The sequence below is a fragment of the Pacificitalea manganoxidans genome, from assembly GCF_002504165.1.
GTDB classification, from domain to species: domain Bacteria; phylum Pseudomonadota; class Alphaproteobacteria; order Rhodobacterales; family Rhodobacteraceae; genus Pacificitalea; species Pacificitalea manganoxidans.
The window spans coordinates 225599-251442 of record NZ_CP021404.1 but is presented as its reverse complement, the minus strand read 5'-3'; the positions used below and the strand labels follow the sequence as shown (position 1 = coordinate 251442).

General features: G+C 64.4%; 20 protein-coding genes and 1 tRNA gene. 11 read left to right on the top strand and 10 right to left on the bottom strand.

Going from position 1 to position 25844, the window contains the following annotated elements; genetic code table 11:
- Window positions 1-22: 22 nt before the first annotated feature.
- The 3 genes from glgC to CBW24_RS01130 form a co-directional block, all read right to left on the bottom strand.
- Complete coding sequence (glgC, locus tag CBW24_RS01140) at window positions 23-1294, bottom strand: glucose-1-phosphate adenylyltransferase (RefSeq protein ID WP_088662991.1); 1272 nt, start codon at window positions 1292-1294, stop codon at window positions 23-25.
- Complete coding sequence (glgB, locus tag CBW24_RS01135) at window positions 1291-3489, bottom strand: 1,4-alpha-glucan branching protein GlgB (RefSeq protein WP_097372400.1); 2199 nt, start codon at window positions 3487-3489, stop codon at window positions 1291-1293. Before glgB ends, glgC begins: the two co-directional genes overlap by 4 nt.
- Window positions 3490-3555: 66 nt before the next feature.
- Window positions 3556-5964, bottom strand: coding sequence for a glycogen/starch/alpha-glucan phosphorylase (locus tag CBW24_RS01130; protein ID WP_232529988.1), 2409 nt, complete (start codon window positions 5962-5964; stop codon window positions 3556-3558).
- Window positions 5965-6130: 166 nt separating this feature from the next.
- On the opposite strand from CBW24_RS01130, the gene CBW24_RS01125 reads away from it, so the two are divergent.
- Entirely contained in the window at window positions 6131-7744 is a 1614-nt protein-coding gene (locus CBW24_RS01125) for an alpha-amylase family glycosyl hydrolase (RefSeq protein WP_097372398.1), read from the top strand.
- 41 nt (window positions 7745-7785) lie between these two features.
- On the opposite strand, the gene CBW24_RS01120 is transcribed toward CBW24_RS01125, so the two are convergent.
- Window positions 7786-8583, bottom strand: a complete 798-nt coding sequence (locus tag CBW24_RS01120) for an SDR family NAD(P)-dependent oxidoreductase (protein WP_097372397.1) — start codon at window positions 8581-8583, stop codon at window positions 7786-7788.
- Window positions 8584-8771: 188 nt separating this feature from the next.
- On the opposite strand from CBW24_RS01120, the gene treZ reads away from it, so the two are divergent.
- On the top strand, window positions 8772-10565 hold the full coding sequence (treZ, locus tag CBW24_RS01115) for a malto-oligosyltrehalose trehalohydrolase (protein WP_097372396.1): 1794 nt from the start codon (window positions 8772-8774) through the stop codon (window positions 10563-10565).
- Window positions 10562-12883 carry a malto-oligosyltrehalose synthase gene (gene treY, locus CBW24_RS01110; RefSeq protein ID WP_097372395.1) on the top strand — a complete coding sequence of 774 codons (2322 nt, stop codon included), beginning with the start codon at window positions 10562-10564 and terminating at the stop codon, window positions 12881-12883. Before treZ ends, treY begins: the two co-directional genes overlap by 4 nt.
- A gap of 76 nt (window positions 12884-12959) precedes the next feature.
- Here the strand turns inward: treY and CBW24_RS01105 are convergent, their stop codons facing one another.
- Window positions 12960-13658: a DsbA family protein gene (locus tag CBW24_RS01105; RefSeq protein WP_198405203.1), complete on the bottom strand. Its 699-nt coding sequence runs from the start codon at window positions 13656-13658 to the stop codon at window positions 12960-12962.
- A 10-nt stretch (window positions 13659-13668) separates the two neighbouring features.
- Window positions 13669-14274, bottom strand: a complete 606-nt coding sequence (locus CBW24_RS01100) for a DUF721 domain-containing protein (protein ID WP_097372393.1) — start codon at window positions 14272-14274, stop codon at window positions 13669-13671.
- Window positions 14275-14371: 97 nt separating this feature from the next.
- Between CBW24_RS01100 and mutY the strand changes: the two genes are divergently transcribed.
- Window positions 14372-15460: an A/G-specific adenine glycosylase gene (mutY, locus tag CBW24_RS01095; protein WP_097374080.1), complete on the top strand. Its 1089-nt coding sequence runs from the start codon at window positions 14372-14374 to the stop codon at window positions 15458-15460.
- A gap of 193 nt (window positions 15461-15653) precedes the next feature.
- Entirely contained in the window at window positions 15654-16736 is a 1083-nt protein-coding gene (locus CBW24_RS01090) for an alkane 1-monooxygenase (RefSeq protein WP_232530288.1), read from the top strand.
- 10 nt (window positions 16737-16746) lie between these two features.
- On the opposite strand, the gene CBW24_RS01085 is transcribed toward CBW24_RS01090, so the two are convergent.
- The 3 genes from CBW24_RS01085 to CBW24_RS01075 form a co-directional block, all read right to left on the bottom strand.
- Window positions 16747-17877 (bottom strand): site-specific DNA-methyltransferase, encoded by a 1131-nt coding sequence (locus tag CBW24_RS01085; protein ID WP_097372391.1) that lies wholly within the window; start codon window positions 17875-17877, stop codon window positions 16747-16749.
- A 92-nt stretch (window positions 17878-17969) separates the two neighbouring features.
- Window positions 17970-18617, bottom strand: coding sequence for a ribonuclease HII (locus CBW24_RS01080; protein WP_097374079.1), 648 nt, complete (start codon window positions 18615-18617; stop codon window positions 17970-17972).
- Window positions 18618-18840: 223 nt separating this feature from the next.
- Window positions 18841-19338, bottom strand: a complete 498-nt coding sequence (locus CBW24_RS01075; protein ID WP_097372390.1) for a hypothetical protein — start codon at window positions 19336-19338, stop codon at window positions 18841-18843.
- Between the two features lie 184 nt (window positions 19339-19522).
- On the opposite strand from CBW24_RS01075, the gene CBW24_RS01070 reads away from it, so the two are divergent.
- From CBW24_RS01070 to CBW24_RS01060, 3 genes are all read left to right on the top strand, one after another.
- Window positions 19523-19816, top strand: a complete 294-nt coding sequence (locus CBW24_RS01070; protein ID WP_088663003.1) for a hypothetical protein — start codon at window positions 19523-19525, stop codon at window positions 19814-19816.
- A complete protein-coding gene (locus CBW24_RS01065) occupies window positions 19788-20492 on the top strand; it encodes a winged helix-turn-helix domain-containing protein (RefSeq protein ID WP_198405202.1) in 705 nt (234 codons plus the stop codon). The genes CBW24_RS01070 and CBW24_RS01065 overlap by 29 nt, the downstream gene beginning before the upstream one ends.
- Window positions 20493-20811: 319 nt before the next feature.
- Complete coding sequence (locus CBW24_RS01060; protein ID WP_097372388.1) at window positions 20812-22623, top strand: BCCT family transporter; 1812 nt, start codon at window positions 20812-20814, stop codon at window positions 22621-22623.
- A gap of 203 nt (window positions 22624-22826) precedes the next feature.
- On the opposite strand, the gene CBW24_RS01055 is transcribed toward CBW24_RS01060, so the two are convergent.
- A tRNA-Lys gene (locus tag CBW24_RS01055) sits at window positions 22827-22902 on the bottom strand.
- A gap of 145 nt (window positions 22903-23047) precedes the next feature.
- Between CBW24_RS01055 and dapF the strand changes: the two genes are divergently transcribed.
- The 3 genes from dapF to CBW24_RS01040 all read left to right on the top strand — a co-directional run bounded on the left by dapF (window position 23048) and on the right by CBW24_RS01040 (window position 25808).
- Window positions 23048-23857 carry a diaminopimelate epimerase gene (dapF, locus tag CBW24_RS01050; protein WP_232529985.1) on the top strand — a complete coding sequence of 270 codons (810 nt, stop codon included), beginning with the start codon at window positions 23048-23050 and terminating at the stop codon, window positions 23855-23857.
- Window positions 23854-25134 carry a tRNA (N(6)-L-threonylcarbamoyladenosine(37)-C(2))-methylthiotransferase MtaB gene (gene mtaB, locus CBW24_RS01045; protein ID WP_097372386.1) on the top strand — a complete coding sequence of 427 codons (1281 nt, stop codon included), beginning with the start codon at window positions 23854-23856 and terminating at the stop codon, window positions 25132-25134. The genes dapF and mtaB overlap by 4 nt, the downstream gene beginning before the upstream one ends.
- Before the next feature lie 65 nt (window positions 25135-25199).
- Entirely contained in the window at window positions 25200-25808 is a 609-nt protein-coding gene (locus tag CBW24_RS01040; protein ID WP_097372385.1) for a glutathione S-transferase, read from the top strand.
- The last annotated feature ends 36 nt before the right edge of the window (window positions 25809-25844 follow it).

Here is a 25844-nt window from a genome sequence, read left to right as displayed (position 1 = left end):
GCCGGGATGCCGCGCGCGGGGGTCAGCCCAGCTTGTCCGCGCGCAGGTCCAGCATGCGCTGGGTGATCAATGTCACCCCGCCCTCGCTGACCCGGAACCATTTCGCATCTTCTTCGGGATCTTCGCCAACCACCAGACCTTCGGGCACCACCACCCCGTGATCGAGCACGACCCGTTTCAGGATCGCCGAACGATTCACCACCGAGTTCGGCAATGCCACCACTTGAAACAATTCGGCGTAGGAATGGGTGCGACACCCGGTAAAAAGCAGCGACTCGCGGACCTCCGTTCCGGAGATAATGCATCCGCCCGCAACCATCGAGGATATGGCAGAGCCGCGCCGTCCTTCCTCATCATGGATGAACTTGGTGGGGGGCGTGATCTCGCTATAGGTCCAGACCGGCCAAGACTGATCAAAGATATCCAGCTCAGGCGTGAATTCCGTCAGCGCCACATTGGTGGAGTGGAAGCTGTCGATGGTGCCCACATCCCGCCAATAGGGTTTTTCATTTTCGCCGCTGGTGACACAGCTGTCGTCGAACAGATGCGCCATCGCGCCACCGCGAGCGACGATATCGGGGATTAGGTCATGGCCGAAATCGTGGCTGGATTTAGGATTTTCCGCATCGGCCAGCAGAAGCGCCCGCAGATAGTCCCAGCGGAAGACGTAGATCCCCATCGAGGCCAGCGACATGCCGGGATTGCCCGGCATTTCCGGCGGGTTCGCGGGCTTTTCCAGAAAGTCGGTGATCTTGCGGCTTTCGTCCACGGCCATCACGCCAAAGGCGCTGGCCTCCTTCTGTGGTACGGTCAGGCAGCCCACGGTGACATCCGCGCCGCTTTCCGCGTGCTGCTGGATCATCACCTCGTAATCCATCTTGTAGATATGGTCGCCCGCAAGGATCAGAACGTATTCGACGTCATAGCTGTCGACGATATCGATGTTCTGGGTCACGGCATCGGCGGTGCCCAGATACCAGCGATGTTCATCAACCCGCTGCGAGGCAGGCAGAATGTCGAGATATTCGTTCCGTTCGGCGCGGAAAAACGTCCAGCCGCGCTGCAAGTGGCGGATCAGCGAATGCGCCTTGTATTGCGTGGCAACGGCCATCTTACGGATGCCGGAATTATAGGCGTTGGACAGCGCGAAATCGATGATCCGCGTTTTCCCCCCGAAATAGACCGCAGGCTTGGCCCGCCGGTCTGTAAGCTCCTTCAACCGGCTACCGCGCCCCCCGGCCAACACGAAGGCCATGCTTTTCGAAGCAAGTCTCTGGTTTACCTTGGCTTTCATGATGTCCTCCCAACGGTTTTACTGGCATTGCTCTTTTTGAAATAGACCACCGATAGCGGCGGCAAGGTCACGACAGCGGATGCAGGCCAGCCGTTCCACGGGACCGCCTCGGCCTCCACCCCGCCGAGGTTGCCGCGATTGCCCCCGCCATAGATCGCGGAATCGGTGTTCAACACCTCCTCCCAGCGGCCCGGCGCAGGCAGGCCCACACGATACCCCGTGCGCTCCACCGGCGTCAGATTGCTGAGCACCGCGACCTCGGGCGCGTCTCCGGCCCGGCGGAGGAAGCCCAGCACCGACTGGTCGGCATCGTCCGCGACCAGCCACGCAAACCCCTGCGCGCGGCTGTCATCGCGATGCAGTGCGGGCGTGTCGCGGTAGAGGTGGTTCAGATCGCGCACCAACCGCTGAACCCCCGCAGGGGCAGGCTGATCCAGCAAGTGCCAGTCCAAACTGATGTCGTGGTTCCATTCTCGCCGCTGGGCGAATTCGCAGCCCATGAACAACAGCTTCTTGCCGGGATGCCCCCACATAAAGCCGTAATAGGCGCGCAGATTGGCGAATTGCTCGGCTTCGGAGCCCGGCATCTTGCCCAGCATGCTACCCTTGCCGTGCACCACCTCGTCATGGCTGATCGGCAGAATGAAGTTTTCGGAAAATGCGTAAACCAGCCCGAAGGTCAGCTGATGGTGATGGTGGCGGCGGTGGATCGGGTCACGCTTGAAATAATCGAGCGTGTCATTCATCCACCCCATGTTCCATTTATAGCCAAAGCCCAGTCCCCCCTCGTGCACCGGGTGCGACACGCCCGGAAAGCTGGTGCTTTCCTCCGCGACGGTCATGATGCCGGGCGCCTCGGCATAGGCGGCGGCGTTGACCTCGCGTAGCATCTCGATCGCTTCTAGGTTTTCACGACCGCCATGCACATTGGGCACCCATTCGTCATGCGGGCGCGAATAGTCGCGATAGAGCATCGAGGCCACGGCATCGACGCGAATGCCGTCCAGCCCATATTGCAGCAGCCAGTATAGCGCGTTGGCCACGAGGTAGTTCTTCACCTCGCGGCGGGCGTAATCGTAGATCAGCGTGTTCCAATCGCGATGAAACCCTTCGCGCGGGTCGGCATATTGGTAAAGCGGCGTGCCGTCGAACCACCCGAGCCCGTGCGGATCGGTCGGAAAATGGCCCGGTACCCAATCAAGAAGCACACCCAACCCTGCCTCCTGCGCGGCGGCTACAAAGGCCGCGAATTCGCGCGGGGTGCCGTGCCGCACCGTGGGCGCGAACAGACCTACGGGCTGATACCCCCAGCTGCCGTCAAAGGGAAATTCAGACACCGGCAGCAATTCGATATGGGTGAACCCCATCTCCTTCACGTAGTGCACCAGATCGCGGGCAAGCTCGTCATAGGACAGGCGCCGGTCGCCATCCTCGACCACCTTGCGCCAGCTGCCCAGATGCACCTCATAGATGGAAATCGGCGCATCGACCGATTGCCGCTCGGCCCGCGCGGCGCGGCCTTCGGGCACCGGCGGCAGGCGACGCACGACACTGCCCGTGGCGGGCGGATGTTCGGAGCCGAAGCCGACGGGATCGGCCTTCTGCGGCAACTGCGTGCCATCGGGGCCAAGAATATCGTATTTATAAACCGCGCCGGGGCCGATGCCGGGGAGGAAGATCTCCCACACGCCGGTGGCACCGCGCTTGCGCATCACGCCACGCGCCGGATCCCAGTGATTGAAATCCCCGACCACGGCGACCCGCTGCGCCGACGGGGCCCAGACCGCAAACACCGTGCCGTCGGCCCCATCATGGTTGATCGGGCGCGCGCCAAGCCGCTCCCACAACCGGCGGTGCGAGCCCTCGGAGATCAGATATTCGTCCATCTCACCCAGCACGGGCGGGAACCTGTAGGGATCTTCGACCTGCCATTCGGCACCGTAGCCCTGCGCCTGCAGATGGTAGCGCTGCGGAATGTCACCTTGGGCCATGAACAGCCCGCCGCCATGGCCGGTGGCCTCGAACCGCGTGCCATCCTCCGCCACGATCCAAAGACGCTCCGCGCCGGGCATCAGCACCCGCACGACATGGCCGCCCCCGGATGCCGGGTGTCGTCCCAGTATGTCAAAGGGCGCGCCGTAACGGCCGTCCCGGATGGCGTCAGCCTGCGGAAACTCGTGGTCGCGCGTGGTCATGCGTCCTTTCCGCCCGCGCCCGCCGCGGGCCACCGGGCAGGCCGGGCTCGTCAGCTGCGAACGGCATCAGCCATTCGGAGCGATGCCCCATATCTCCGCCATATAACCCCGGATTGTCCGGTCGGAGGAGAAATATCCAAGTCGTGCCGTGTTCAGTGCCGACATCCGCCGCCAGCGCGCCGGATCGGCATAGGCAGCTTCGACCTGTCGTTGCGCGGTTGCGTAACTCTCGTAATCCGAAGCGCACAGATAGGGGTCATGGTTCCACATCATGTCCACAATAGCATGGTGGCGGTCGGGCTCATCAGGGCTGAACCGCCCCTCAGCGATCAACTGCAACACATCGCGCAAGGCCGCGCTTTGCCCGATGGCGCTGCGGGCGTGATCCGGCACCGCGGCACGGGCGAGCGCCTCCTCCGCAGTCATCCCGAACAGAAAGAAGTTCTCTGCGCCTACATGCTCGCGCATCTCCACATTGGCCCCGTCCAGCGTGCCAAGGGTCAGCGCTCCGTTCAGCCCGAACTTCATGTTGCCAGTGCCCGAGGCCTCCGTCCCGGCGGTCGAAATCTGTTCGGACAGATCGGCGGCGGGGATCAGCACTTCGGCCATCGAGACGTTGTAATTGGCGGGATAGACGATTTGCAGACGATCCCGGGTCAGCGGATCGGCATTCACCACCTGCGCGACGTCATGGATCAGCCGAATGATGGATTTGGCCATCGCGTAGCCCGGTGCCGCCTTACCGCCGAACACCTTCACCCGCGGGTGATCGGGGCCCCGCCCCTCCCGCAGATCCTGCCACAGCGCGACGGCATGCAGCAGGTTCATCAACTGACGTTTATATTCGTGGATGCGCTTCACCTGCACATCGAACATCGCCTGCGGATCAACCCGCAGCCCCTGCCCGGCGAGCCAGCCCGCGCAGCGGTCCTTGGCCGTCTGCTTCACCGCACCGATCCGGTCGAGGAAGCCAGCGTCGTCCAGATGCGCCTCCAGCCCCGAAAGCCGCTCCAGATCGCTTTGCCAGCCATCCCCTAGCGCATCGGTCAGCAAGGCCGCGAGCGGCGGATTGGCGCTGGCGATCCAGCGGCGCGGCGTAATGCCATTGGTCTGGTTGACGATGCGGTCCGGGTGCAGCCGGTCCAGATCCGCGAACACCGTGCGCCGCATCAGGCCGGTATGCAGCGCCGAGACGCCGTTGACGCGCCCGCTGGCCACAAAGGCCAAGTTGCCCATGCGCACCCGATCCTGCGCCACCAGCGCGGTAGAGGCGGGCCTGCGTGGGTGGCGGGTGGCGTGCCAGTCGTCGATCTGTTCGACGATTTCCATGTGCCGCGGCAACAGGCGCCCCATCGACCATGTCGACCAGCTTTCCAGCGCTTCGGGCATTAGGGTGTGGTTGGTGTAGTTCAGGCTTTGCTGCGTGACCTCCATCGCGGCGTCGAAGCTCAGCCCCTCGCCATCGACCAGCAGGCGGACCAGTTCGGGCGCTGCCAGCGCGGGATGCGTGTCATTCAACTGCACCGCCCAGAGCGCGGCCATGTCGAGCGGCGCATGACCGGCGGCCTTCACCCGCGCGAGGATATCGGCGAGCGACGCGGCACAGAGCAGATATTCCTGCCGCAGCCGCAATTCCTGCCCGGCTTGGGTCGTGTCGTCGGGGTAGAGAACACGGCCCAGTGCACGCGCGAAACTGTCGCCGCCCGACGCCGCGACATGATCCCCGGCGGAGAAGCGCGGCAGGTCGAACCCGGCGACCGCCCGAGGCTCCCACAGGCGCAGGGTGTTGACCCACGCCCCGCCCCAGCCCGCGACCGGCATGTCATGCGCGCGTGCGATCAGGCGTTCCGCAGGCTGCCAGACACGGCGCCCGCCCCGCTCCGTCACCTGCCCGCCAAAGCCCACCGGCACCGCCGCCGCGCGCCCTTCGACCATCAGCGGCTGCGGCTGGTCGAGCCATGTTTCCGGTCGCTCGGTCTGACGCCCGGCCTCCCAACCTTGGGCAAAAAGCCCATGTTCGTAGCGCAGGCCGTAGCCGGTCGCCGGGCAATTCACGGTGGACAGACTGTCCAGAAAACACGCGGCCAGCCGTCCCAGCCCGCCATTGCCCAACGCGGCGTCAGGCTCTTGTGCCGTCACCGTATCCAACGACACGCCAAATTCGCCCAATGCCGCGTCAAGCGCCTGCGTCATCGACAGGTTCAGCGCCAGATCACCCAGCATCCGCCCCATCAGAAATTCCATCGACAGGTAAGCAACCCGCTTGCCGGGGGCCGCATCCGCCCGCTGCCAGCCCGGTGCAAGATGCCGCCGGAGCGCATCGCCCGCAGCGCGATACCAGTCGGTCGGCCCGGCCCGCTCGGGCGATAGCCCGCGCAGCGCCAGTGCCTCGCGCAGGAGCGCGGACAGGGCCGCAGGCTCCAACGGGGGCCGCCCGATTTCGGAGAGGGGAAACTCGGCTCGATTATTCATCATTCTGTCCCGGTTGTCCGATGGCAGAGCCTAAAACGCACATTCGCGTTTGATAAGCCCGGGCGCAGCGTCATTCTCCGTGTGGCACCTTTGGGCCGCACTTCTGGTCAATCCGGCAGCGCATGATCCATCGTAGAGGCAGAAGACAGGCAAGACGGAAGGAAACAGAATGCGAACGGGTCCGGATTGGTGGCGGGGCGCGGTGGTGTATCAGATATACCCCCGCAGTTATCAGGACGATAACGGGGACGGCATCGGCGACCTGCCGGGCATCACCCGCCGTCTCGATCATATCGCCGCGCTGGGGGTGGATGCGATCTGGCTGTCGCCGATCTTTACCTCGCCGATGCGCGATATGGGATATGACGTTTCGGATTACACCGATATCGATCCGTGCTTCGGCACGCTTGCGGATTTCGACGCGCTGATCGCCCGCGCCCATGAACTCGGCCTGAAGGTTCTGGTCGATCAGGTTCTGAACCACTCGTCGAGCGACCATCCGTGGTTCAAGGAAAGTAGCAGCTCCCGCGATAATCCGAAATCCGACTGGTATGTCTGGGTCGATCCGCAGCCCGATGGCGCGCCCCCCAACAACTGGCTCTCGGTGATGACCGGCAATGCGTGGGAGTGGGAGCCGCGGCGGCGTCAATACTACTACCACAGCTTCCTCAAGGAGCAGCCGGACCTGAACTACCACAACCCAGCGGTCCGCGAGGAGATGAAGAAGATCCTGCATTTCTGGCTGGATCGCGGGGTGGATGGCTTCCGGCTCGATACCGTTAACTACTTCGTCCACGACGAAAAGCTGCGCGACAATCCGGGGAAGCCGCCCGAGGCCGAATGGCCGCCGCTGAACCCCTATGACATGCAGTTGCAGAAATATTCCAAAAGCCGTCCGGAGAACGTGGACTGGCTGAAAGTGATCCGCGAGATCACCGATCAGTATGCCGACCGCACCTTGGTGGGCGAGGTTGGCGATCTGGATTGCGCGATCCCGTTGATGGGCGAATACACCGCCGGAGATGACCGCCTGCACATGGCGTATTCCTTTGACATGCTGTCGGACATCTTCACCGTCGCTCATTTCCGAGAGGTCATCGAAGGCTTCTGGAAAGGTGCGGCGGATGGGTGGCCAATGTGGTCGATGTCGAACCACGATGTGGTGCGCCATGTGTCCCGCTGGGCGGAATATGACGCAGGCGACGACAGGCTCGCGCGGCTGGCTGCGGCCATGCTTCTGTCCTTCGAAGGCACGATCTGCCTCTATCAGGGCGAAGAACTGGGGCAGACCGACACCGAACTGACCTATGACGAACTGACCGACCCGATCGCGCTGAAATACTGGCCGGAAAGCACGGGCCGCGACGGATGCCGTACACCGATGGTCTGGGATGAAAGCGCCGCCAATGCGGGGTTCTCGACCCACGCGGCGCCGTGGCTGCCGGTGAAACCGCCGCAGGCTGCGCGCGCGGTGGCCAATATGGGGGCGGGGTCGATTTTGGACTTCTATCGCGAGATGATCGCGTTTCGCCGCGACACACCGCAGTTAGATCACGGTCCCATGCAGTTCTGCGATGATGTCGAGCCGCCCCTGATGCATCTGGTCCGGGGCGGCACAGAGGGCGACGGGACAACGCAGATCGACTGCCTGTTCAACCTGTCGCTGGAAACGCTGACCGCGCCTGTGCCCGAAGGGGAGCGGCTAATCGGTCCGTCACAGGCCGCCGAAATCAACGGGGGCACGCTGACCCTCGGACCGAATGGCTTTGCCTTCGTGATGTAAAGCGAGCGGGCTCGTGGCACTGTGCCACGGGCCCGCCGATCTTAGATATTCATCGCGCCGACGGAGCCGCCATCCACCCGATAGGCCGATCCGTTGACGAAACTCGCCCGGTCGGAGCACAGAAGCGCGATAACCCCGGCGACCTCTTCCGGCTGGCCACGGCGGGACAGGCTCAGGAACGGGCGCTCTTCCTTCAGGAAGCTTTCGATCGCTTCCTTCTTTGACACGCCCAACTCATCGGCGCGCTTGTCCATCATGCCGTCGGTCATCGGCGTTTCGATGAAGGCGGGCGACACGGTATTGAACAGCACGCCCTTTGGTCCGTAGGGCAGCGACACGCATTTGGTGAAGTTCAGCAACGCCGCTTTGGCAGCGTTATAGACCGCTTCGTCCGCATAGGGCTGCACGGCATTTTCCGAAGTGACGAACACCACGCGGCCCCAGCCTTTGTCGACCATCGACGGGACGAAAGCGCGGGACATGCGCACGGCAGACATGAAATCGATCTGCCATGCCTCCATCCAGTCATCATCGGTCATCTCCAGCGGATCGCCTTTGGCGCCCGTGACCCCGGCGGCGTGCACCAGCATATCCGCGCCGCCAAGGCTGGCGACTTTATCCCGCAGCGCGTCCACCGCCGCCTGATCGGTGAGATCGCAGGCCGCCGTCCCCGCCACCGCATCGCCCAGCGCGCTGGCCGCATCGTCAAGCGGGCCCTGCTCCAGATCGGTGAGAAACACACGCGCGCCATCCGCCGCGAGCACGCGCGCAGCCTCTAAACCGATTCCGCCGGAGGCACCGCTGAGAAGGGCCAGTTTGCCCGAGATTCCGAGATCCATGATCGTTCCTTGTCTTGCCGAAGGTTCCAGTCGCCCAAAGGCCGGGCGTATCCGCGAGGCAAGGCGCGAAAACCCGTATTGTTCCGACACTTCGCAATTTGCGACTGGAACTGAGCGCCTGCATCGCGGTTACAATACGGGGTGGCGCAATCCGCCCGCGCCGCTCAACGGAGCCCGAGGGGAACCCGATGCACACCGACACCGACCCGCCACTGGCGGGTGACGCCATGCCCCCACATCCGGGCGCCGAGCCAGACCCGATCTGGGGCGCGCATCCGTTGGGCGATGGGCAGTGGCATGTGGGGCTTTGGGCGCCCGGCGCCCGTCAGGCGGAAGTCCAGATGCAAGGCCGCACGGTCAAGCTGACTGCCGGGGGCGATGGCCGTTTTGCCGGCAGGATCGAGGCCCGCGCAGGTGACCCCTATTCGATGGTGATCGACGGGCGTGTGCGCCCCGATCCGGCCAGCCGTGCGCAGGTTTCCGATGTGCATGGCGCGTCCCGCTTTACCGATCCTGCCTATGACTGGCCTGCGGCTGAGGACTATTGGCGCGGCCACGCGCTGTCCGATCTGGTCATTTTGGAATTGCATGTGGGTCTGTTCACGCCCGAAGGCACCTTTGCCGCCGCCGAAGCGCGCCTGCCGGAATTGGCCGCGCTGGGCATCACGGCGATTGAACTCATGCCTGTGAACCATTTCTCAGGTGAACGAGGCTGGGGCTATGACGGCGTGCTGCCCTTCGCCCCGCATCCCGCCTATGGCCCCCCCGCCGCGCTAAAATCACTGGTGGCCGCCGCACATGCCGCCGGGCTGTCAGTGATACTAGACGTCGTATGGAATCATTTCGGCCCCGATGGCGGCTACCTGCATGAAATCGCACCGGACTTCTTCGACGCGGACCGCAGCACCCCGTGGGGTGCAGGCATCGACTTTGCCCGCGACGAAGTGCGCGCCTTCTTCCGCGCCAACGCCCGGATGTGGGTCGAGGAGTTCCATATGGACGGGCTGCGCATCGACGCGGCCCATCAGATCCGCGGCGGGACGCCGGGGTTTCTCGAAGAGGTCGCACGCGACCTGCGCGCCCGCACCACTCATCGTCCGCTGCATCTGATCCTTGAGGATGAACGCAACCTTGCCGCCCCCCGTGCCCCCGACGCCGGGCTGTTCGATGCGGAATGGAACGACGATTACCACCACGCCGTGCATTGCCTGCTGACAGGCGAAAGCGAAAGTTACTACGCCAGCTTCGCCGTTGATCCGCTCGGCGATCTGACCCGCGCCTTGGCCGAAGGACAGGTGGAACAGGGCCAGCCGCGCCAAGGGCTCGACCATCCGCGGGGGGAGCCTTCGGACCATCTGCCCGTTACGGCCTTCGTCAATTCCAACCAGACCCACGATCAGGTCGGCAACCGCGCCCAAGGGGAACGGCTGATCACGCTGGCGGGGGAGGATGCGGCCCGGGCGGCGCATGCGCTGCTGCTGCTGTCACCCTACATCCCGATGCTGTTCATGGGCGAGGAGGCCGGCGAAACCGCGCCGTTCCAGTTTTTCGCCGATTTCAAAGGCGACTTGGCCGAGGCGACCCGAAATGGCCGCGCGCGCGAGTTTGCCAAGTTTGAAAGTTTCGGCGGCCCCGTCCCCGATCCGATGGATGCCGCGACCTATGAGCGTTCCCGTCCCTATCGTGGCGATCCGGTCCATGAGGCGGCGTGGCGCGGCTTGACCCAGCAGCTGCTTCAGTTGCGCCACGCCCGCATCGCACCGCTCGTCGCGGCCAATCCGTTCCCCGTGCGGGACGTGATCCGCTGCGGCCCCCACGCGGTGCAGGCGCGTTTCGATTTCGGAGCGGCGGTGGTGACGATGCAGGTCGCCCTAGGTGCGCCGGGCCGCTTCGCGCCGCTGACCGACACGCCCAGCTTTGCCTTGGGCGACCCAAACACCGACGCCCACGCCATCACCGTCTGGATCGAGGAGACACCATGACCCCCGCACACCCGGCGCCGACGCAGGATTTTCCCATCGCCAGCTACCGGCTCCAGATGCGGGGCGATATGGACTTCGCCGCTGTCGAGGCGCTGATCCCCTATCTGCGGGAACTTGGGATCTCGCATCTCTACCTCTCGCCGATCTTCACCGCCGCGCCCGGCTCCACCCACGGCTATGACATCACCGACCCGAACCAGATCGAGCCCGCGCTCGGTGGGCGCGAGGGGTTTTCGCGGCTGGCACGGGCGGCACAGGCGGCAGGGCTGGCGATCATCCTCGATATTGTGCCGAACCATCTGGCCTTTGTGTTGGATAACCCGTGGCTGCGCGACGTGCTGCGTCACGGCAGCGACAGCCCCTATGCCCGGCATTTCGATATCGATTGGTCGGGGCCTCTTTATCTGCCGATGCTCGACGCGACGTTTGAGACGAAACTCGACGGGGGCGAGGTCACGATTGCCAGTGCCGAAGACGGGCCGGTTCTGCGCGTCGGTCCGCTGGACGTGCCCCTGCGCCCCGACGACACGGCGACCGGCTATGACGCCGCAACCGATTTCGCCGCCCTGCATGACGCCCAGCATTGGCGTCTGGTGCCGTGGGAAACGGAGCGCGACAGGCTGGCCCATCGCCGGTTTTTCAACGTGACCTCTCTGATCGGCATGCGGGTCGAAGATGGCGCCGTCTTCGAAGACATGCACCGTCTGGTGTTCGAGCTTTGCGCAGCAGGGGAAGTGCAGGGCCTGCGGGTGGATCATGTGGACGGGCTCGCCGATCCGGCGGCCTATCTGGATCAACTGGCCGCGCGGGTCGGACCCGGCATCCCGATCTGGGTTGAAAAGATCCTGAGCGGTGACGAGCGCATCCCCGAAAGCTGGCCCGTCGCGGGCACCACCGGATACGAGGCCGGGCGCGCCATTGCCCGGCTTCTGACCGATGCGGACGGTTGGGATCAGATCCGCGCCGACTGGCAGGCGGAGACCGGCGAAGTCGCACCGGGCGGCGACCATGCCTATGCCCGACAGATGACCGAATTGAAGCCGTGGATCCTGTCACAGGAACTGGCCGCCGAACTGCATCAGTTGATCAGTCTGGCCGAAGCCGCGCTGCGGGATGTGCCCAGTCAGGACGCCGGTCCCGAAGCCCTGCGCGAGGCACTGGAGGCGCTGCTGGTGGAGATGCCGCGCTACCGCACCTATTTCACTGCAGGCGACCCCCGGGCCGAAGACGTCGCCCTGTGGCAGGCCGTGACCGACCGCGCCGCCGACAGGCTCCGCACCGACGGCGTGCTGCGCTGGCTGGCGGAACATATCGCCACAGGCGACAGTAACGCCGATCATGCGCTGCGAGTCCGGTTCCAGCAGGTCGCCGGCGCGCTGATCGCCAAAAGTCACGAGGACACCGCCGGATTTCGTCACACGGCCTATCTTGCCGCGAACGAGGTCGGCGCCGAACCCGATGAGCCGGTGTTGGATGCGGCAGGCTTCGCCGACCACTGCGCCGAGCGTCTCGCCCGGCAGCCGTGGGGGCTGACGCTGACCTCCTCTCATGACACGAAACGGTCCGAGGATGCGCGGATGCGGCTTGTGGCGTTAAGCCATCTGCCTGATGCATTCAGCGCCCTGCGCGCCGATGCCGCCGCCGCGCTGCCCACCTTGCCACGGGGGGAGGTCGCGGATCAGGACGACGGCGCGCCATTGGCCCCCAACCGGCTATGGTATCTGGTGCAATGTGCCATCGCGCTGTGGCAACCTGATCGCGAAAACCTGCCCGAACGGCTGGCTGAGCACATGGTGAAGGCGCTGCGGGAGGCCAAGCAGATCACCACATGGCCCTATCCTGACGAAGATGCCGAAGAGCCTGTGCTGGCGCTGGCCCGCGATCTGATGCTGCGCTGGCAAACCTCCCCACCGGAGGCGTTGACCCGGATCGTCGCACGGGCGGAGTCGCTGTCGCTATGTCAACTGGCGCTGAAATGCCTGATGCCGGGTGTGCCAGACATCTATCGCGGCTGCGAGGGCACGGCGTTTTCGCTCACCGATCCGGATAACCGCCGCCCCATCGATTTTGCCGAAATGGCGCGCCTGCCACAGAAAACCGGTCTTGCCGGAGCGAAATCCCGTCTGCTGCGCGAATTGCTGGCGGAGCGGCGCGCAAATCCGCGTCTGTTTGAAACGGGCCGTTGTGAAATCCGCGCCGATTCTGACGGGTTCACCCTGATCCGGCGGTCGGAAAGCGGCAGTCTCCGCCTGACACTCTATCCGACAGCACCCCGCGATCTGGCCGTGGTCGTCGAAACCGCGCCTGAACACGCGTGACGCCACCCTAAACCAAAAGCGCCGCCCCAAACCGGGACGGCGCTTCGATTCGCCAAAACGGTCGCGCCAATGGCGATCAGTTCTCGGGCAGTTCGTCGTCGATGATTTCCTTCATGTCGGCGTAGTTCATGTTGGAATACTTTTCGCCGTTGATGAGGAACGTAGGCGTTGCCGAAATATCGTCGGCCTGCGTCGTGCTTTCGAAGGTCGCAACCAAGGCCTGAGCCTTCTCGCCATCCTGCAAACACGCGTCGAGCTGATCGGGCTCAAGCCCGGCCTTCAGGCCGATCTTGCGCAGCCCTTCGGCGATCTGTGCGGGCTGCCCGCCCGACGTCCAGGCGCTTTGCTCGTCAAACAGCATATCGGTCACACCGAAATACCGGTCCGGCCCGGCGCAGCGTGCGACCATGCCAGCCCACAGGCCCGGACGGTCGAAATAGACTTCGCGCAGCACGAATTTGACCTTGCCGGTATCGATGTAGTCGGCCTTCAGGTCGGACCACACCTGATCGTGCCAATTGGCACAATGCGGACAGGTGAAGGAGGCGTATTCTACGATGGTCACCGGCGCATCGGCTGCCCCGATCGACATCTCGATAACCCCGTTTTCGTCGACGACCGGCTCTGCTGTCGCGGCGGTATCGGTCCCGGTCTGATCGGTGGCCGTCTCTGCGGTGGTGTCGGCGGCAGTGCTGTCCTGCGCCAGCGCCATGCCCGGCAGGGACAGCGCCATCACGGTCAGCGGCACTGCGGCCAAGCTCTTCATACGGATCATCGACATACCTCTATTCTGCATTGGTGTTTCGCGTCAGCACATGTTCGGCAAGCGATTGAAGCGCCTGCCGCAATGCGTCGTTTTCGACCCCGTCCGAAAGCCGGGCGGCATCCACCTTTACGGCGGGCGGAGGGGCTGGTTTCTCGGTGCGTTTGAGGGTGGAGCCGAACACTGCCTGCCCTTCGGCAAAGCCGGTGGGCGCGGTTTGCGTGATGCGGATCTTGGAAATCGCGGCATACCCGTAGACGGCGTTGATCTTATCGCGGATCTGCGGCTCCTGCATTTGCAGCATCGGGGCCATCGCGCCGGTGGTCAGAACGCTCAACGTCGCGCCAAAGCCATTCCGCCCGTATTTAACATCAATCGGGCGGCATTGCGCGGCGGTCTGTTCGCCCACAATCTCGGCCCAATGGGTCAGGATGCGGGTCACGGCAAATCCACGGGCCTGACTGGCCCCCTTGATCCGGTCTTTCAACAGCACCGACGTGCGCTGAAACCCACGCGAGCGACGCGGGGCCTGACCGGCACGGGCGCCCGTGCCGCCGGTCGTCTTACCGCCCGCCTTGCCGCCTTGCGCGCCGCCCTTTCGGGGGCCGGATCCGCCTGGATGGGGCATGATGCTCCTTTTCCCTCTGCTCGGGCTATTCTATCCCGGTGTGATCCCGCGGCTAGCCCAAAGCCCGCCCCCGCACCATAAAGATTGCGTGACGTTCATGACCGACCCTGCCGCGCTAAGCCGCGTCCTTCTTGGCTGGTACGACCGCCACGCCCGTGCCCTGCCGTGGCGGGTACCGCCCGGCGACGACCGCCGCCCCGATCCCTATCGCATCTGGCTGTCCGAGGTCATGCTGCAACAAACGACCGTCGCGGCGGTTAAGGACTATTTTCACAAATTCACCACCCGCTGGCCCACGGTGGGCGCGCTCGCCGCCGCCGACGATGCCGATGTGATGGCTGCTTGGGCCGGGCTGGGTTACTACGCCCGCGCCCGAAACCTGCTGAAATGCGCGCGGGTTGTGACGGACGACCATGATGGGCGGTTCCCCGAGGATGTGGCCGGCCTGCGCGCGCTGCCCGGCATCGGGCCCTATACCTCCGCCGCAATCGCGGCGATTGCCTTTGACCGTGCAGAGACCGTGGTCGATGGCAATGTAGAGCGTGTCGTCGCGCGGCTTCACGATATCCACACCCCACTGCCCGCCGCGAAACCGGAACTGACCGCGCATGCAGCCGATCTGACGCCGAATGAACGCCCCGGCGATCATGCGCAGGCGATGATGGATTTAGGGGCTACGATCTGCACCCCGCGCAATCCGGCCTGCGGCATCTGCCCGTGGCGGGAGCCCTGTATGGCCCGCGCTCGCGGCACTGCCGCGCTGCTGCCGCGCAAAACCCCGAAGAAGCCGAAACCCGTGCGTCACGGTCATCTTTATGTCGGGCGCGTGCCAGAGGACGGCTGGCTGTTGGAGACGCGCCCTGCGCAGGGTCTTCTGGGCGGGATGCTGGGCTTTCCCGGCACCGACTGGACAGAAAGCCCCGCGCAGCCCACCCCGCCGCTGCCCGGCGCGTGGCAGCAACTGCCGGGGGAGGTGCGCCATACCTTCACCCATTTCCATCTGCGGCTGACCATCTGGGTCGCAGATCTTGATGCGGCGGCAGCAGACACCGCTGCCGAGGGCACGGCCGGCCTGCACATCGCGCCAAAGCTCAGCCCGGCGGCGTTGCCAACGGTGATGCGCAAAGCCTATGACCTTGCCGCGCCGGTATGGTCGCAACGGTCTCGTGACCCCTTGGCGGATTGAGCAGGTCGCGTCACGGCTCTAAGGTCGGCACACCGCCACTGCTGCCGGGAGGCCGCCGATGACCCGAACCGATGAACCCGCCCCCGCCGCGACGCCCGCCGCCGCTAAGCCTGCCGGGGACAGCGCCTCCATCAGCGACAAGACCAGCCGCGCCGCCACGCTGACCCGTATTCGCGCCGCATTGCCGTTCTGGATGTCTGTGCTGCTCCTGCCGTTGGCCGTGATCGCCGCCGGGCTGGGCGGCTGGTGGGTGCTGCTGCTGCCGGGCTTTGCTTGGGGGCTCTATTCGGTGATCGATGCGCTGGCCGGGCTTAACCAAGACAATGCCGATCCAGACACCCCGGAGGCGGAGCTGTTTTGGTATCGCGCCATCACGATGATCTGGTTCCCGCTGCAAATGGCGCTGGTTTACGGCATGATCTGGTATGTCACCCGCGCCACACATCTGGGCGGGTGGGAGACCTTTGGCCTGTTCTTTGGCGTGGGGGTCGTGTCCGGCACCATCGGCATCGTCTATTCCCACGAGTTGATGCATCAGACCAACCGGGTCGAGCGCTGGCTGGCCGATCTACTGCTGGCCAGTGTGCTCTATTCCCATTTCCGCAGCGAACATTTGTTGGTTCATCACCGCTATGTCGGCACGCCGCGCGACCCGGTCACGGCCCGCTATAACGAAGGCTTCCACCGCTATTTTTACCGGGTGCTGACCCGTTGCCCGCCCTCCGCGTGGCGGGCAGAGGCGGCGCTTCTTGAGCGACGCGGCCTGTCCGCCCGCAGCCTGCGCAACCCGTTTTGGCGCTACGCCGCGCTGCAATTCATGTTTCTGACGCTTGCCGCGCTGATCGGTGGCTGGGCCGGGGTCGGGCTGTTCATGCTGCAGGCCGGCGTCGCCATCTGGCAGCTGGAACTGACCAACTACGTCGAACATTACGGGCTGACGCGGAAGCATCTGGGCGATGGGCGATACGAACACGTTCAGCCACGCCATAGCTGGAACGCGGCCCACCGTGCGACGAACTGGCTGCTCATCAACCTGCAACGCCATTCCGACCACCATTACAAGCCGCAGCGCCGGTTTCCGTTGCTACAGACCTACCCCGAGGATGAGGCCCCGCAATTGCCCCATGGTTATCCGGTGATGACGGCGCTGGCGATGGTGCCTCCGGCATGGCGGCGGGTGATGAACCCGCGCGTCCGCGCTTGGCGCAAACGCTACTACCCGGAGATCACGGACTGGATGCCCTACAAGCGCGGCACCACACCGATGCCGCGCTGAAGGGGCAAGGTCAGACGTCGCTCGGACGGGCCATTTCTGCGCGGATCTGCTGGCGCAGCACATCGATCGGGACGCTCTGGCCGTCGCGGCGGAAGCACCAGTAGGTCCAGCCATTGCAGGAAGGCGCACCTTCGAGCGCGGCGCCCACCTGATGGATCGAGCCGCGCACGTCATCGGCGATCAGCGTGCCATCGGCCCGCACCTTGGCCGAGCGTTTGCCATTGAGGGAGGTCAGCATTTCGCCCGGTCGCAGCATCCCGCGCTCGACCAACTGACCGAAGGGCACGCGCGGCTCCGCCCGTTTGGACGTCGAAACTCGCAGCGCATCGCTGTCATATTTGCGGACACGGGCGATCCGGGCTGCGGCGACCTCGCGGTATTCGGCCTCCCGCTCGATCCCGATGAAATCGCGGCCCAGCATCTTGGCGACAGCGCCGGTGGTGCCGGTGCCAAAGAACGGATCAAGCACCACATCGCCGGGATTGGTCGTAGCGATCAGCACCCGGTGCAGAAGGCTTTCGGGCTTCTGCGTGGGATGCGCCTTCTCGCCCTTGGCGTTTTTCAGGCGTTCATGGCCGGTGCAGATCGGCAGCACCCAGTCGGAGCGCATCTGCACGCCTTCGTTCAGCGATTTCAGCGCCTCGTAGTTGAAGGTGTATTTCGCGGTGTCGGACTTGCTGGCCCAGATCATCGTCTCATGGGCATTGGTTAGCCGCTTGCCGCGGAAATTCGGCATCGGGTTCGATTTGCGCCACACCACATCATTGAGCAGCCAGTAGCCCGCGTCCTGCAACGCAGCGCCGACGCGGAAAATGTTGTGATACGATCCAATCACCCAGATCGCGCCGTCGGGCTTCAGAATACGGCGGGCTGCGGCCAGCCATTCGCGGGTGAATTTGTCATAGGCCGCGAAGCTTGCGAACTGATCCCATTCGTCATCCACCGCGTCGACCATGGAGTTGTCGGGGCGATGCAACGCGCCCTTCAACTGCAGGTTATAGGGCGGGTCCGCAAAGATCAGGTCGACGGAGTTTTCAGGGAGCGCGCGCATCCGCTCGATGCAATCACCATCGAGAATCTGGTTGAGCGGCAGCGGCACATGCTGCCCGGCGGGCAGGCCCGCGGGTTTAGTCGTTTTCATTACTTCTGCCTCATCCGAGCGCACTTTGTGGCGCTTCATGTTGTGGACAAAAGATGAGTCAATCCCGATTCGCGGTCAATTTCTTTTTTGAATCAGTCGGTTGGTGATTTATCTTGATACAAGATGTTGCGCACAGGTGCGAACGAACGTCTATGGTGTGGGGTCACACCAAGGCGCGAGAGCGCCGCCAGATGCACCGGCGCGCCATATCCCATGTTGGATTCCCAACCATAGCCCGGATATTGCAACGCCAATTCAACCATAAGGCGATCCCGCGCGACCTTCGCGACGATGGACGCGGCGGCGATAGACAGCACCAGACCGTCGCCCTTCACCACCGTCTCAGCCGGGCAACACAGGTTTCCGGGCTGCCGGTTTCCGTCGATCAGCGCATGGCATGGCGGCACTGGCAACAGCGCCAGCGCGCGGCGCATTGCCTCCATCGAGGCGCCAAGGATGTTCAGCGTTTCGATTTCATCCACATCCAGATGCACGACACGGCAGATGGCCACCGCCTCGATTTCCGTAGCCAATGCTTCACGCCGCGCGGGGGTAAGCTTCTTGCTGTCGTTCAGCCCGGCGGGAATGCGATCCGGGTCCAGCACCACGGCAGCGGCGGTCACGGGCCCGGCAAGAGGGCCGCGGCCCACCTCATCCACACCGGCGATGACGCGCGCCCCACGAGCACGGGCAGCAGTTTCATAGGTGAAATCGGGGAGCGGTCGAACAATGGTGGTCATGTCCCGGTGATGCCCGATCGCGCCGCCCGGAGGCAAGCCGCCATGACGCGCGCTGGCAAAGCTGCGCCACGTCACCGCCGCGCGCCGCCCCTGCCATAAAAAAGAGCGGACAGGTTGCCCTGCCCGCTCCAGTCTTGGACCGGCACCGCGTGGGATGACGCGCCGGCCCCTGCTGACAGACGAACCCCAAGGACGTGAGGACCTCGCCTGCCTGCCTCAACTGTCAGCCTTTGACCTTGTAGCCGCGGTCCTTCATGCAGCCCTGCTCATAGGCGCGGATCGTGCCGCGGTTCAGGCGGACATAGCGCTGACACTCGCGCGGCAGCGACCGCAGGTCGGTTTGCCGTTGCAGGCAGCGCTCTGCGAAATAGCGGCGCGTGCCGTTCCGGGTGTCGAGCACGATACGGCAGGATGCGGGCAGCACCTTGCGATTGCGCGACGGCGTTGCGGGATGATCGCGGCGGCGGCCATCTTGATCCCAGCGGCCATAGTCATTGCCGCGATTGTTGTAACGATCCGTCTGCTGCCAATGGCGGCGGTCGTCCTGCCGGGTGTCACGGGCCCGCTCGGCGGATTGGACAATGGCCGCCCCGGCCATCAGGCGGATCAGCTCATCGGTCGTCAGCGCGGCGGCGGGCGCGGTGCTTGCCCCCCATCCGGTAAGCGCGACGGTGATAGCGAGAGCGGCACCGGTCACGGGTCTGAGAATGCGCTTGAACATAGGTCTCTCCTCTCGGCTGCCCGCATTAGATCGGGCTGGGATGTCACGGCGAACCGGACGGTATGACCCGGTGATGCGGCCTGCCCCGCCAGACAGGCAATATCGCCCCGGTGATAAGCGATAGCAGCCTGCGAAACCCCGCGTGGTTATTGAATATCGCGCGCGCACGGCCCAAGGTGGATGCATGACACGCCCCATCCTTTCCCTCATGATTGCGGTCGCGTTTGCGGCACTGGCCTCGCCCGCCTCGGCGGCGTGCTATGCCGATTACAAGGCCAAGCGCGATACGCCTCTGCGCCTGCATTACGGCGTTGCGGAAATAGACGACACCCGCTGTGATAAGCGGGCCGCACGCGCCGAACTGGAGCCGCGACTGGCGCGCGACGGCTGGACGCTGCTGAATGTTCTGTCAGTGTTCGATGAGGACGGGCTGGAGGAAAGAAAGAAGAGTGCTGGACCCAATTTCCTCCGCTACTGACACCCGGCGCAGGGCCAATTTGCTGATCGGCGGCGGTATCGCCGCCATCGTCGGCATTCTGGCCTTTGCCGCGATTGCGCTGTTCCTGACGCTGCCGGATGGCAACGTTTTCAATGCGCGTGTCGAGCGTATCTTTGTCGAGAATGACAGCCTTACCGCCGAGGCCGAGATCCGCCTGCTGGAAATCCTCGCCGCCTCCGGCACGGCGTTTTCGGATGTGCTGGGCTCCTACCGGATGATGTTGTTCGTGCTGCTGATCTTTGCCACCGCGCTGCTGATCGCGGCGCTCGTCTTTCTGGTGATGATTGTTGCCCTGAACCGCAGGCTGGGACAGATAGAGCGGGCGGGTATTCAGGTATCTTCGCTGGTGATTTCGCGCGAACAGCGGATGGTCACGCTTAACAACATGGAATTCAAGCTGACCGAGGCCGCGATCGAGACGCTGGCCGTGCTGGCAGAAGCACGTCTGGACGAAGACGTGCTGAACGGGGCCGAAATCGAGGCCGTAATCACCGGTCGTGCCAGCGCCGATTGCGACGAGGCCGCGGGAGCCACGCGCATCAAGCGCCTGCGCGATGCGCTCGGCAACCAAATGGTGAGCGAACTTCTGATCCGCACCATCGCCCGCAAGGGCTACATGCTGACCATCGACAAAAAAGCCATCCGGATGAACTGACCCCGGTCTTGTCGCCGGGGATCGCCTGCCCCGACGCCTGTCCGATCCGGTGCGTGATCCCCGCTCAACACCCCCCAAAACACCCCTGCCTGCCGTGACGTCTCCTTGTTTTACAGGGACTTGCGCAGCCGCCTCCGCCCCGTCGGTTTGCCCAATTGGGAAGGTTGCTCTATATCCATGCGCAGGGTTCCGCCGATAGAGGCGGCCGACGCAATCAAAATTCAGACGAGTCCGACCGCCCGCCCGCGGATCGGAGCACAGGAGGGAACATGAAGATGACCCACCCGGCGGCGCGGCATTGTCGCACCGGAGGCACCGCATGAGCGATCCGACAACCACCGATCACGGCCTGCCGGAGCCCGAAGGCGCCGCCGCCATCATCGATACCGACTACAATATCGGTCAGGACAATCTGGAAGGCTCCGTTGGGCCTTTCGGCTTCGACATTCACAACCCGGTCTTTCTGATCTCGGGCCTCGCCGTTGTCGCGTTCGTGTTCTACACGCTGGCACTGCCTGAACAGGCGGGGTCCGTGTTCAACTGGCTGTTCGCCTCGGTCACGCAGGGCTTTGACTGGTTCTTCCTCGGCGCGGCGAACCTATTCGTCATCTTCTGCCTGCTGTTGATCGTGACGCCGTATGGCTCCGTCCGGCTAGGCGGCACCGAAGCCACGCCTGATTACACCTACCCCGGCTGGTTCGCGATGCTGTTCGCGGCAGGCATGGGCATCGGCCTGATGTTCTATGGCGTGTCCGAGCCGCTGACGCACTTCTCCACGGCATCGGGGGGCACCTCCTACGGGGTAACCTATACCGGGGAGCCGCTGACCGATGGCGCGCTGCCGCCGGGCATCCAAAGCCAGGAACAGTTCGAGGCGATCACCGGCGTCACCCGTCCCGACGCCACAGCCGTCACCGCTGCGCTGGACGCGGACGTGCCGGGCGATGCGCGCGGCCTGTTCGCCGCCACCGGGGGGCGCACCGACTGGGCGCCTCTGGGGGCTGCATCGGGCGATGAGGCCGAGGCCGTTCGCCTTGGCATGGCTGCCACGATTTTCCACTGGGGCCTTCACCCTTGGGCGATCTACGCGGTCGTGGCGCTTGCGCTGGCGCTGTTCAGCTACAACAAGGGCCTGCCGCTGACGATCCGGTCCGCGTTCTACCCGATCTTCGGTGATCGGGTGTGGGGCTGGACCGGGCATGTCATCGACATCCTTGCGGTCTTCGCAACGCTGTTCGGTCTGGCCACATCGCTGGGCTTTGGCGCGACACAGGCCAATGCCGGTCTGAACGAACTGTTCGGCATCCCCGTGGGACCAACGGCCGAAGTGATCCTGATCTCCGGGATTACGGCGGTTGCGCTGATCTCCGTGCTGCGCGGGCTCGACGGTGGGGTGAAAATCCTGTCCGAAATCAACATGGGGCTCGCGGCACTGCTGCTGCTGTTCGTGCTGATCGTGGGGCCGACGCTGGCGATCCTTACCGGCTTCGTCGACAGCCTTTGGGCCTATGCGCAATACCTGCCCGCCCTGTCGAACCCTGTGGGGCGCGAAGATGTCAACTTCTCCCAAGGTTGGACGGCCTTTTATTGGGCGTGGTGGATTTCGTGGTCGCCCTTCGTCGGCATGTTCATCGCGCGCGTCAGCCGTGGCCGCACCGTGCGGGAATTCATCGTCTGCGTCCTGCTGATCCCGAGCCTTGTCTGCGTGCTGTGGATGAGCGTCTTTGGCGGCACCGCGATCCAGCAAGTGCTTCAGGACGGCTACACCGCCGCGCAGGAGGCCGATCTGCCGATCCAGCTGTTCCGCATGCTCGATGCGCTGCCGCTGGCGTCGATCACGTCGTTCATCGGCATCATTCTGGTGATCGTGTTCTTCGTCACCTCGTCCGATTCCGGCTCGCTCGTGATCGATACGATCACCGCAGGCGGCAAGGTCGACGCGCCGGTTCCGCAGCGCGTGTTCTGGTGCGTGTTCGAAGGGGCGGTGGCAATCGTGTTGCTGCTGTCGGCAGGCGGGCTTGCCTCGTTGCAGTCGATGGTCATTTCGACCGGCCTGCCCTTTACCATTGTGTTGCTGGTAATGTGCTGGGCGATCTTCCGCGGCCTGCAAAGCGAACGCGCCAAGATGTAAGCGCATCGCGCAGCTTGAAACCGAATGCCGGGCGGGGAAACCTGCCCGGCATTTTTGTGTCCGGAGGGTGCTGAAAGCGGTGGGTTAAACCACGCCCTCAGATGGCGCCAAAACGGCAGTGCGAACGCCACAAACCGCGCGCCACCCGACGGGGGCGCCCGGAGGCGATTTCCACTGCAACGGTCTGTTATCGGGGAAACAAGTGGTGAGCCGTGCAGGATTCGAACCTGCGACCCACTGATTAAAAGTCAGTTGCTCTACCAACTGAGCTAACGGCCCACTTGAGGCCCGCTCTCTAGGGGGTCAGGCAGAGGGGGTCAAGCGTAAAATCCGAACTCTCTGGAAATGATTTGCCGGGGCGCGTATATGGCCCCCCATGCGCAACGACTCCTCCCCCAACGCACACGGGTCGGACCTGCCTTTCATGAAGATGCATGGGCTGGGCAACGACTTCGTGGTGATCGATTGCCGGCACGGGCTGCCGGTGCCGCAGGCCGCCCTGATCGCGGGGCTGGCGGACCGGCACCGTGGTGTGGGCTTCGACCAGCTTGCGGTGATTCATCCCGGCGCGCGGCCGGGCATCGCGGCGCGGCTGGTGTTCTATAATGCCGACGGCTCGCTTTCTGCGGCATGCGGCAATGCCACCCGCTGCATCGCCCGACATTTGATGCAGGAAACCGGCGCCTCCGAACTGGTTCTGGAGACGGAGCGCGGCGAGCTGCCCTGCCGCGACGCGGACGGCGGGTTGACCTCCGTCAACATGGGCGCGCCGCTTACGGACTGGGATGCCGTGCCGCTGGCGCAGGACACTGACACGCTGCATCTGCCCATCGCGGGGGATCCCGTTGCCACCGGCATGGGCAATCCGCATTGCACGTTCTTTGTCGATGATGTGACAGCGGTGGATCTGCCCCGCTTCGGCCCCGAACATGAACACCACCCGCTTTTTCCGGAACGGACAAACGTGCAGGTCGCGCAGGTGACCGGCCCCGACCGGCTGCGGATGCGGGTATGGGAGCGCGGCACCGGGATCACGCTGGCCTCCGGCTCCTCCTCCTGTGCGACGGCTGTGGCGGCGGCGCGGCGCGGGCTGACGGGACGTGCCGTCACGATCGACCTCGACGGTGGCACGATCCATATCGACTGGCGCGAGGACGGTGTCTGGATGACCGGACCCACCGCGCATGTCTTCTCCGCTACGCTGACGCCCGAATTCGTAAAGGCCCTGTCATGACGACGCCGCCGATCTTCTCCACATTGGGCTGCCGCCTGAATGCCTATGAGACCGAGGCGATGAAGGATCTGGCCCAACAGGCCGGGATCGGCAATGCCGTCGTGGTCAACACCTGCGCCGTTACTGCGGAAGCCGTGCGCAAGGCGCGGCAGGAAATCCGCAAGCTGCGCCGCGACAATCCGCAGGCGACGCTGATCGTCACCGGCTGCGCCGCGCAGACCGAGCCCGAAACCTTTGCCGCGATGCCCGAAGTCGACCGCGTCATCGGCAATACGGAGAAGATGCAGCCCGAAACATGGGCGGCGATGGGCCCCGATTTCATTGGCGAGACCGAACGTGTGCAGGTCGATGACATCATGTCCGTCACCGAAACCGCGGGTCATCTAATTGACGGATTCGGCACCCGCGCCCGCGCCTATGTTCAGGTGCAAAATGGCTGCGACCACCGCTGCACCTTCTGCATCATTCCGTTCGGGCGCGGCAATTCCCGCTCCGTCCCGGCGGGCGTGGTGGTCGATCAGATCAAGCGGCTGGTGCAGCAGGGCTATAACGAGATCGTGCTGACCGGCGTCGATTTGACAAGCTGGGGCGCGGACCTGCCCGCGACGCCGCGGCTCGGCGATCTGGTGCTGCGCATTCTGAAACTGGTGCCTGACCTGCCGCGCCTGCGGATCAGTTCCATCGACTCGATCGAGGCGGATGACGCGCTGATGCAGGCCATCGCGACCGAACCGCGTCTGATGCCGCATCTGCATCTGAGCCTGCAGGCGGGCGACGACATGATCCTGAAACGGATGAAGCGCCGCCACCTGCGCGACGATGCCATCCGCTTCTGCGAGGAGGCCCGGCGCCTGCGGCCTGATATGACCTTCGGCGCCGACATCATTGCGGGCTTTCCGACCGAGACCGAGGCAATGTTCGCCAATTCGCTGAAGCTAGTGGAGGAATGCGACCTGACATGGCTGCATGTCTTCCCATACTCCCCCCGCCCTGGCACGCCCGCCGCCCGGATGCCGCAGGTGAATGGCCGCGCGATCAAGGACCGGGCCGCACGTTTGCGCGCGGCAGGCACCACGCGGGTTGCGGCGCATCTGTCGGCGCAGCAGGGGCTGCCCCATGACGTGCTGATGGAAAATCCGCGCATGGGCCGCACCGCCCAGTTCACCGAAGCCCTGTTCGACCAAGATCAGCCAGTGGGCCAAATCGTTCCGGCCCTGATCACCGGGTCCGAAGGCGACCGCCTGCGCGCCGCCGTTCGGGACGCGCGCGCCGCCTGATTCCCGCTGGCATCCCCTTGGGGCATGGCTACTGTAGCCGCGACACCCCCGGAGGAGACTTGAGGATGAAGCTGCATTTCAGCCCGACATCGCCCTATGTCCGCAAGGTCATGGTCACGCTGCACGAAACCGGCCTGCTCGATCAGGTGGAACTGCTGTCCGGCAGCGGCACCCCGCTTGATTCCAGTCAGGCCCCCACAGCCACCAACCCGCTGGGTAAGGTGCCGGTGCTACTGCGCGAAGACGGCCGCGCGATTCACGACAGCCGCGTCATCACCCGGTATCTCGACAGCCTGTCGGGGGATCGGCTCTATCCGCAGGCGCGGATCTGGGAGGTGCTGACGCTGGAATCGATCGCCGATGGTATGCTCGATGCCGCGCTGCTGATGGCCTATGAATGGCGCCTGCGCCCTGAAGATATCCGTTTTCCCGATTGGGTGGAGGGGCAGTGGTCCAAGGTCGAGCGGTCGCTCCACGCGATCGAAGACCGCTGGATGTCACATCTGGCCGGACCGCTGACCGCCGCACAGATCGCGCTGGCCTGTGCGCTGGGATATCTCGATCTGCGCAACGCGGACCGCAACTGGCGGCAGCATGCTCCGCAACTGGCGCAGTGGTATGCCCGCATGGCCGAACGCGACAGCATGATCGCCACCGCGCCGCCCGCCGTTTAATTGAGCCACTCAGATACGCAAAAGGCCCGGATGCAG

What these genes read in the sequence shown, in the direction of transcription:
- glgC (WP_088662991.1), bottom strand. Translation starts at nt 1,294, where the DNA reads ATGAAAGCCAAGGTAAACCAGAGACTTGCTTCGAAAAGCATGGCCTTC.
- glgB (WP_097372400.1), bottom strand. Translation starts at nt 3,489, where the DNA reads ATGACCACGCGCGACCACGAGTTTCCGCAGGCTGACGCCATCCGGGAC.
- CBW24_RS01130 (WP_232529988.1), bottom strand. Translation starts at nt 5,964, where the DNA reads ATGATGAATAATCGAGCCGAGTTTCCCCTCTCCGAAATCGGGCGGCCC.
- CBW24_RS01125 (WP_097372398.1), top strand. Translation starts at nt 6,131, where the DNA reads ATGCGAACGGGTCCGGATTGGTGGCGGGGCGCGGTGGTGTATCAGATA.
- CBW24_RS01120 (WP_097372397.1), bottom strand. Translation starts at nt 8,583, where the DNA reads ATGGATCTCGGAATCTCGGGCAAACTGGCCCTTCTCAGCGGTGCCTCC.
- treZ (WP_097372396.1), top strand. Translation starts at nt 8,772, where the DNA reads ATGCACACCGACACCGACCCGCCACTGGCGGGTGACGCCATGCCCCCA.
- treY (WP_097372395.1), top strand. Translation starts at nt 10,562, where the DNA reads ATGACCCCCGCACACCCGGCGCCGACGCAGGATTTTCCCATCGCCAGC.
- CBW24_RS01105 (WP_198405203.1), bottom strand. Translation starts at nt 13,658, where the DNA reads ATGATCCGTATGAAGAGCTTGGCCGCAGTGCCGCTGACCGTGATGGCG.
- CBW24_RS01100 (WP_097372393.1), bottom strand. Translation starts at nt 14,274, where the DNA reads ATGCCCCATCCAGGCGGATCCGGCCCCCGAAAGGGCGGCGCGCAAGGC.
- mutY (WP_097374080.1), top strand. Translation starts at nt 14,372, where the DNA reads ATGACCGACCCTGCCGCGCTAAGCCGCGTCCTTCTTGGCTGGTACGAC.
- CBW24_RS01090 (WP_232530288.1), top strand. Translation starts at nt 15,654, where the DNA reads ATGTCTGTGCTGCTCCTGCCGTTGGCCGTGATCGCCGCCGGGCTGGGC.
- CBW24_RS01085 (WP_097372391.1), bottom strand. Translation starts at nt 17,877, where the DNA reads ATGAAAACGACTAAACCCGCGGGCCTGCCCGCCGGGCAGCATGTGCCG.
- CBW24_RS01080 (WP_097374079.1), bottom strand. Translation starts at nt 18,617, where the DNA reads ATGACCACCATTGTTCGACCGCTCCCCGATTTCACCTATGAAACTGCT.
- CBW24_RS01075 (WP_097372390.1), bottom strand. Translation starts at nt 19,338, where the DNA reads ATGTTCAAGCGCATTCTCAGACCCGTGACCGGTGCCGCTCTCGCTATC.
- CBW24_RS01070 (WP_088663003.1), top strand. Translation starts at nt 19,523, where the DNA reads ATGACACGCCCCATCCTTTCCCTCATGATTGCGGTCGCGTTTGCGGCA.
- CBW24_RS01060 (WP_097372388.1), top strand. Translation starts at nt 20,812, where the DNA reads ATGAGCGATCCGACAACCACCGATCACGGCCTGCCGGAGCCCGAAGGC.
- dapF (WP_232529985.1), top strand. Translation starts at nt 23,048, where the DNA reads ATGAAGATGCATGGGCTGGGCAACGACTTCGTGGTGATCGATTGCCGG.
- mtaB (WP_097372386.1), top strand. Translation starts at nt 23,854, where the DNA reads ATGACGACGCCGCCGATCTTCTCCACATTGGGCTGCCGCCTGAATGCC.
- CBW24_RS01040 (WP_097372385.1), top strand. Translation starts at nt 25,200, where the DNA reads ATGAAGCTGCATTTCAGCCCGACATCGCCCTATGTCCGCAAGGTCATG.